This window comes from Acinetobacter sp. V2, assembly GCF_001188385.1.
GTDB lineage: Bacteria > Pseudomonadota > Gammaproteobacteria > Pseudomonadales > Moraxellaceae > Acinetobacter > Acinetobacter oleivorans.
This window is the reverse complement of the sequence record NZ_JZFB01000001.1, coordinates 1,156,772-1,164,507: the sequence shown is the minus strand read 5'-3', so window position 1 is coordinate 1,164,507 and position 7,736 is coordinate 1,156,772. Positions and strand designations below refer to the sequence as shown.

Sequence of the window (7,736 nt, the reverse complement as noted above, 5' to 3'; positions counted from 1 at the left end):
CCAATGTTCTTACCGTCGAAAGTTGAGTTTTTAACTGCCAATGCAGATAAAAAGACTGATTTCTTGATTCGTAATGCAAAATCACAAAAACCGCATGTTGCAGGAACTGTAAAAGCATTATAAAAATATTAGCAGCCTGAACAGAGGTTTGGGCTGCTTTTGAGCAAAATAACAAAAAATGCAAGGAACTTCATGTGATTAAAGAAATTTTACTGGCCGATACCCATAACTATCACGGTATTTTAGATGAACGTTTCATTGATTTAGCTCACCAATTTAGCCGTCTTCAAGATGCTAGAACAGGACAAGGTGGAGCTGCATTAGCGGTTTATTTTAGAGGCCAGAAAGTTGTAGATATCTACACCGGTCTAAAATCACAAAATGAAGCTTGGCAACCTGACACTTTGGCAGTTTGCTACTCTACAGGTAAGGGTGTACTTGCAACCTTAGCGCATATTTTAGTAAGTGAAGGTTTTTTAGAATACGACAAACCGATTGCGACTTATTGGCCTGAGTTTGCTCAAAATGGTAAAGAGCAAATGACTTTACGTCATGTCCTAAGTCATCAAAGCGGCATGTTTGATGTTCGAAATATTATCGAAAGTGCAAGAGAAATGCTCGACTGGTCACATATGTTAGATGTGATGGCAGCCACCAAGCCTAGATTCCTTGCCGGAGAGGGCAATGCTTATCAAGCCTTAACATTTGGTTGGCTTGTCGGTGGAGTACTTGAAAAAGCAACTGGTCAATCTTTAGATCAGCTTATGCAAAAATATCTCGTTGAGCCTTTGCAGTTAGATGGCGCTTATTTTGGTACGCCTGCAAACCAGTTGGAACGGATAGCTCGTTTAATTATTCAACCGAAACCAGAAAAACCAGCATCTACTCAAGCTGAAAAACCTAAAAAGCCTCAAGCACGCAAGAGTTCACTTTCTGAAAAAATGATTACGTGGACTGGACAAGACCCACAAGATTTTCAGGATGCTATGATTCCAAAAGGAATGAAGCATTTTAGTTTCTTTAGTGATGAAGGGTTACAAGCAGTCATTCCAGCGGCGAACGGCACGTTTACTGCAAATAGTCTTGCTAAAATTTATGCGATGCTGGCAAATCACGGTGAATGGGATGGACAGCAACTCATTCACCCAGAAGTATTTAAAGAGCTCAGTACCATTCAAAGTTATGCTCGTGATCGTGTCATGCCAATTCCGATGAATTGGCGTTTAGGATATCACCGCATTATTACCATGGGTAAACGTGCTAAAAATGGCTTTGGACATATTGGTTACAATGGTTCAGGGGCGTGGTGCGATCCTGAGCGCGACCTGAGTTTTGCCTATACTCATAACTTTCAAATTGGTTCAATCACAGGTGATTACCGTTTGTGGGGGCTGACTCAAGAAGCCTTACGTTGCACTGACCAAATTTTAAAAGGGCGTAAAGGCTGGTTCTAATTTTAGTGTTGTAAAGCTGGTATTCTAATGAATGCCAGCTTCTATATTTATAATAATTCTAGGCGAATAATCGCTTCGGTATGACGCTTAAAGTCTTCTTCAGCTAAACCTTGTAAACCAAGTTGATAAATCCCTTCTAATCCGCACACAAAGGCAATGAGCCGCCAAGCTATATCTGTTGAATTAGATATATTTTTAAATTCACCTTCTTTTTTACCAGATTCAATGGCCTGCACAATTGTTTGATGCCAATTCTGCATAGCAAGGTTATAAGCCTTTCGTATTTCAACATCTTGTTCAATCAAGAGTTCAGCTTCATTCCATAAGCGTAAATAGGGCTGAAGTCTATCTATGTTTTCTGCACCTAATAAGATAAATAGCCTTTGAAATTGGCTGGTCGTTTTTAGGGTTTGTTCAATTTCATCAAGTTGTTCCATGAGCTTTAAAAAAGCTTCAGCTTTTAAATGAGATGCCGAAGAAAAGTGGTGGTGAACTTGTCCAGTAGAGGTTTGTGCTTCTGTTGCGATTCGGCGTACCGTCATGGCTGTAAAACCTTCAGCCAAAGCAACTTGCATGGCAGCTTGCAGAATCATTTCTCTGCGTTGATCGCGATTAAGATAGGCCATGTTTCTTTCACCTGACTGAATTCGACACAAATTACATTAAAACTAAAAGTTGGACAAGTGTCCAATTGTGTATATAATAACCATGATTTGAACACATGTCCAAGTTTTGGATATTGAAGAGCGTTATGCAAAAAAAATGGTTAATCCTGACAATTATCGTCCTTATATATTTACCAGTTACGATTGATGCAACTGTGATGCATGTTGCAACACCATCTTTAAGTGCAGCATTGAATTTAACTGCCAATCAGCTTTTATGGGTCATTGATATTTATTCACTGATTATGGCGGGTTTAATTTTGCCGATGGGTGCACTGGGTGATCGTATTGGCTTTAAAAAATTATTATTTATTGGAACTGCAATTTTTGGAGTTGGTTCCTTAGCTGCGGCTTTTTCTCCAACAGCTTACGCGTTAATTGCTTCCCGTGCTGTTTTAGGTCTAGGGGCAGCAATGCTTATTCCTGCCACTTTATCAGGCATTCGTAATGCTTTTACCGAAGAAAAGCAGAGGAATTTTGCACTTGGTCTTTGGTCTACAGTGGGTGGTGGCGGAGCAGCTTTTGGCCCATTAGTTGGTGGTTTTGTACTAGAACATTTCCATTGGGGAGCAGTATTTCTCATCAATATCCCGATTATTTTAGTGGTTCTGGTCATGATCGCGATGATTATTCCTAAACAACAAGAGAAAACTGATCAGCCAATTAACTTAGGGCAAGCTTTAATTTTGGTTGTAGCCATTTTAAGCCTCATCTATTCAATCAAATCGGCGATGTACAGCTTCTCGATGCTTACGGTTGTGATGTTTGTGGTTGGAATAAGTACTTTAATCCACTTCATTCGAAGCCAAAAAAGAACGACCACGCCAATGATTGATTTGGAGTTATTTAAACATCCAGTGATTTCTACCAGCATTGTTATGGCTGTTGTTTCCATGATTGCTTTGGTTGGCTTTGAATTACTCTTGTCTCAAGAGTTGCAGTTTGTACATGGGTTTTCACCATTACAGGCAGCCATGTTTATTATTCCATTCATGATCGCGATTAGTTTAGGTGGTCCATTAGCCGGAATCTGTTTAAATAAATGGGGACTTAGACTTGTATCTACTGTTGGTATTTTAATAAGTGGATTTAGTCTATGGGGACTTGCCCAGCTTAACTTTTCGACTGATCACTTCTTAGCATGGGCTTGTATGGTCTTTTTAGGCTTTAGCATCGAAATTGCCTTATTGGCTTCAACTGCTGCCATTATGTCATCCGTTCCACCTCAAAAGGCAAGTGCAGCAGGTGCGATTGAAGGTATGGCCTATGAACTTGGAGCTGGTTTAGGCGTCGCTATTTTTGGATTAATGTTGTCTTGGTTTTATAGCCGCTCAATTATTTTACCAGAAGGACTTCCGGCTAACTTAATTGAGAAAGCCAGTATCTCGATTGGTGAAACCATGCAATTAGCTTCTAACCTTGAAAGCCCTTTGGGAGGGCAATTAATTGCAGTTGCTCAGCAAGCTTTTAGCTATGCGCATAGTTGGGTGCTTACAATCTCCGCCATTTGTTTCTTCCTTTTAACTGTATTTGTCTGGTTTAGCTTTCCAAAGAAAGTAAATTAAGAAATTCAAAATAGAGGATAAAAAGAGAGATGATCTTTCTTTTTATCCTTAAATATCTTTTTTAATATTTTCTTCATATCGAAAATTGGTTATTTAATTCTCATAAACAAACTATTCTTTAATAGGTTTCGTGTTTTTATTTCAAAATGATTCAATATTCATGTAATTGAAATTTAATGAAAAATGAATTGATCGAAAATTGACTGTAAAAAAATGGTTTGTTAACCTGCTATTCGAAAATCTAAAAACAAATAAAAGAGGCTGCTGTGAATTTTAAATTAAAAACATCACTCATTATTGGAGCAATTGTTGCGTCTTCACTTGTATATGCCGCAACTGTACTTTCACCAAATCAGAATAATAATAGTGGATCAATTCCATCTGGTTATTCAGATTTAGAATTTTCTTTAGCAAATGGGAATTGGGTCAAAAATCTCTCTTTACCGGCAAGTGCTAATAATTCGGACAAGATTACAGTTCGTTCTAGTGCAGCCTATAGCAGTTATTTAGATACTTCTAATACGAATATTCCGTTAGAAGTATTGAAAATAAATAGTGGAGATGTTTATCAATTTATCTTTAATAGCAGTCAAAATAAATGGATCGCTCAGTTAGCAACAGTGAGTCCTACCAATGGTGCGACTTATGAAGTCGTTCCATTAACCACTGCATCAATGCAAAAAGTACTTATTCAAAATGACAAATGGGCACAAACCATTGCATTACCGAGTGATGTACGTGACGGAACAACCGTACAAGTTGTTTCTACAGCAAGTGCAAGCTCAGAGATTGATAAAACAAATTTACTATTCCCAAGCAGTTTTACATTAAAAAATGGCTCTGAATATTGGTTTAAATATTATTCTGCTTTAGGAAAATGGGTTCCAGAATATATAAAACCTCAGAAGCTAAATGTTCAGCAAATCGGAACATCTTTAGCCGCGGTAAGTAGCCCGCTAACAGAAGTTTCATTTGGAGATGGAAATTGGGTTTCTAATTTCACTCTACCTACCACTGCAAGTGATCGAGATAGAATTATTATCAAGTCTACAGCGACTTGGTCTGCAAAAATTAATAACAGCAATATTAATAGCCAAGCGACTTTAACGCTTAAAACAGGCGATCAATATGAGTTTATGTATGTAAGTGACAAAGGATATTGGCAGCTGATCTCTTCACCTACAAAGGTAATTGATTCATCGGCAACGATCCCTGCAACTTTACCGAATATGACTCAGCCCACTTTAAAAGTAAAACTGTCTACATCAAATTGGCAGCCAACCTTGCAGCTACCCGCTCAAGCTCAAGTCGGGGATAAGGTGGTTATTGTGTCGAATGCATCGGCAGACACTTTGATTAATGCGGCTAATGGTTTGTCGACAGCAATTAAAAATGGTGAAAATCGCCGTTTTATATACACCGCTCAAGGCTGGACAGTAGACAGTTATACAATTGATATGTTGTTAGTTTCTAGTCCAGAAGTAAATACAATTTTAGGTGAGAGCGCTGCAAAACTTAGAATGATTGAAGGCGTAAATCTAACAAATTTAACCGCTGAAAATTCAAATGCACACTTTTACTTAAGAGATGTGGGTTATATAACTTATAAAATTCCTGCTACCACTTTAAAAGAAGCGATCTCAACTGGACGAGATGACACGACGGTACAAAATGAGCGTAAACGTGTATTGGCAGACGGTGTTTATTATCAAGGTAATGAACCTGGTGACGGTGGTTGTGGTTGGGCTTGGATCAATGCTTCTGCATATAACATGATTGGTGCAAATGATATTGCAGGTTGTTCTTTCGCGGCCATGCGCCATGAAGTCGGGCACAATCTTGGCTTGTACCATAATGGTTCAACCAATATTGGCTCAGGTTTTGCCCATCCATTAGGAAGTACAGCAATGGGCGGTAATAATATTAATTTTTACTCTAGCCCGTATCTATATAACCCTAAATATGGTGTACGTTTAGGTGAAGAAGGGAAGATTGATGCTGTCAGTGTCATTAACCTGAATGCGCAGAAAATTTCTCTATATAACTAATCTCTATTTTTAGCTATAAATAATGAAAAAAAATAAATTGTTAATAGGAACTGCTATCGCTTGTGTGGCGTTAGCAGTTTTAATCTGGTTTGCTTTTTCACAGCAAAGCTCTTCTGCTTTAACGTCGTCTTTAGAAAGTCGGCAAGAGTCTGGGACAAAAGTGGCAGATAGTCAGAATGAATTTGCTCGTCAAAATATGCTGAATTTGAGTCCATCAGAAAAGGAAAAGTTGTCTAGGCAACAAGTTGTTTTTAATGAAATAGAAAAAGATCAGCTTCCTTCTAATGTTAATTTTCCGCTGCTTAAAAATGCTAAAGGTATGGTCATTAAATATGATCCAAATGTGATTGAACTTAAAAAAGTGGGCGACACTGTTAAGTTCCAAATGTTGGAATATGGCATTAATCGCACAGGGAAAATTGTAGAGATCGAACCTGTTGACCAAGATATTGTTCGGTGGACTGGAAAATTTGATCAGGGCGATCCAAATCAGAATTTCTTTACTATTACTCAAAGTCAAAAAGATCACTATACGATCATGCAGATTTTTACCGAGAAAGGAAATTACTCGGCTGAAATTAAGGATGGTTTAGGGCTGGTCCAAACCATGGATGAAGGTGTAACTGATCAAGAGCTACATCATGATCATCCTTAGACAAATAAATGGTTCTGATAGAGAAAAGAAGTCAGTTCGCAGTTTATCTGTACGGATATGAGCTTTATGCGTTCACACTCTTTTAAAAACAAAGTATGCTTATGCCTGTAAAAAGGAGCATACATGTATCAAGTACTTGCTAGAAAATACCGTCCACGTAATTTCAATGAGTTAGTGGGGCAAAACCATGTTTCTCGTGCATTAAGTAGTGCATTGGAACGCGGTCGTCTTCACCATGCTTATTTATTTACAGGAACGCGTGGTGTAGGTAAAACTACAATTGCACGTATTTTAGCCAAGTGTTTGAACTGCGAAACGGGTGTGACTTCAACGCCGTGTGAAGTTTGTGCAACCTGTAAGGCAGTAAATGAAGGCCGTTTTATCGATCTAATCGAAATCGATGCTGCTTCAAGAACAAAAGTAGAAGATACTCGTGAACTTTTAGACAACGTTCCTTATGCGCCAACGCAAGGTCGTTTTAAAGTTTACCTGATTGACGAAGTACATATGCTATCTACGCATTCTTTTAATGCGTTATTAAAAACACTAGAAGAACCACCAGAACACGTTAAGTTTCTGTTTGCAACGACGGATCCGCAAAAGCTACCGATTACGGTTATTTCACGTTGTTTGCAATTTACTCTACGACCTTTAGCCGTCGATGAAATTACCAAGCACCTTGATGCTATTCTTGAAAAAGAGCAAATTAATGCCGATCAAGATGCAATTTGGCAAATTGCTGAATCTGCTCAGGGTTCATTACGTGATGCATTATCTTTAACTGACCAAGCGATTGCTTATGGTCAAGGTTCTGTACATCATCAAGATGTTAAAGAAATGCTTGGTTTGATTGACCGTACGATTATTTATGATTTGATTTTAGCGATTCATCAGAACCAACGTGAGAAAGTAAGCCAGCTTTTATTGCAATTTAGACATCAAGCTTTAGATGTTTCACTTGTGCTTGATCAGTTGATTTCGACATTGCATGAATTGGCAATTTTACAATATCTACCTGATTTGAGTTTGAAGTATAGCGATGAAATCAATCGCAAAATCATGCAACTGTCTAAGCTGATTTCTGCTCAAGATTTGCAGCTTTATTACCAAATCGCTTGTAAAGGTCGTTCAGACTTGCAACTTGCTGTAACGCAAGAGCAAGGTTTTGAAATGTGCGTTTTACGCTTATTGGCATTCCGTCCTTTAGCGCCTAATGAAATTTTAGTATCAGAGCCTGTTCAACGAAATGAACAAGCAGTAGTAAATCACCAAGTACAGCAACAACTTCAAGATATTGCTCCTGTCAATGCTGTTCAGCCTGTTGAAGTTATTAGTCAACCCGCTATGGT

5 protein-coding genes and 2 pseudogenes are annotated in these 7,736 nt (G+C 38.3%); 6 read left to right on the top strand and 1 reads right to left on the bottom strand.

Annotated elements, in window-relative coordinates:
- Positions 1-123 (top strand): annotated as a pseudogene (locus UC75_RS20280) (hypothetical protein); the annotation flags it as partial.
- 71 nt (positions 124-194) lie between these two features.
- Entirely contained in the window at positions 195-1,454 is a 1,260-nt protein-coding gene (locus UC75_RS05295) for a serine hydrolase domain-containing protein (RefSeq protein ID WP_049836931.1), read from the top strand.
- Positions 1,455-1,501: 47 nt separating this feature from the next.
- On the opposite strand, the gene UC75_RS05290 is transcribed toward UC75_RS05295, so the two are convergent.
- Positions 1,502-2,080 (bottom strand): TetR family transcriptional regulator, encoded by a 579-nt coding sequence (locus UC75_RS05290; protein WP_005306446.1) that lies wholly within the window; start codon positions 2,078-2,080, stop codon positions 1,502-1,504.
- A gap of 125 nt (positions 2,081-2,205) precedes the next feature.
- Here UC75_RS05290 and amvA point away from each other — a divergent pair, with 125 nt between their 5' ends.
- The 4 genes and pseudogenes from amvA to dnaX form a co-directional block, all read left to right on the top strand.
- Positions 2,206-3,684 (top strand): multidrug efflux MFS transporter AmvA, encoded by a 1,479-nt coding sequence (gene amvA / locus UC75_RS05285; RefSeq protein WP_049836930.1) that lies wholly within the window; start codon positions 2,206-2,208, stop codon positions 3,682-3,684.
- 266 nt (positions 3,685-3,950) lie between these two features.
- Entirely contained in the window at positions 3,951-5,732 is a 1,782-nt protein-coding gene (gene cpaA, locus UC75_RS05280; protein ID WP_049836929.1) for a metalloendopeptidase CpaA, read from the top strand.
- A 22-nt stretch (positions 5,733-5,754) separates the two neighbouring features.
- A complete protein-coding gene (cpaB, locus tag UC75_RS05275) occupies positions 5,755-6,387 on the top strand; it encodes a metalloprotease secretion chaperone CpaB (protein WP_049836928.1) in 633 nt (210 codons plus the stop codon).
- Positions 6,388-6,510: 123 nt separating this feature from the next.
- Positions 6,511-7,736: pseudogene (gene dnaX / locus UC75_RS05270) on the top strand (DNA polymerase III subunit gamma/tau); the annotation flags it as partial.

What these genes read in the sequence shown, in the direction of transcription:
- UC75_RS05290 (WP_005306446.1), bottom strand. Translation starts at nt 2,080, where the DNA reads ATGGCCTATCTTAATCGCGATCAACGCAGAGAAATGATTCTGCAAGCT.
- amvA (WP_049836930.1), top strand. Translation starts at nt 2,206, where the DNA reads ATGCAAAAAAAATGGTTAATCCTGACAATTATCGTCCTTATATATTTA.
- cpaB (WP_049836928.1), top strand. Translation starts at nt 5,755, where the DNA reads ATGAAAAAAAATAAATTGTTAATAGGAACTGCTATCGCTTGTGTGGCG.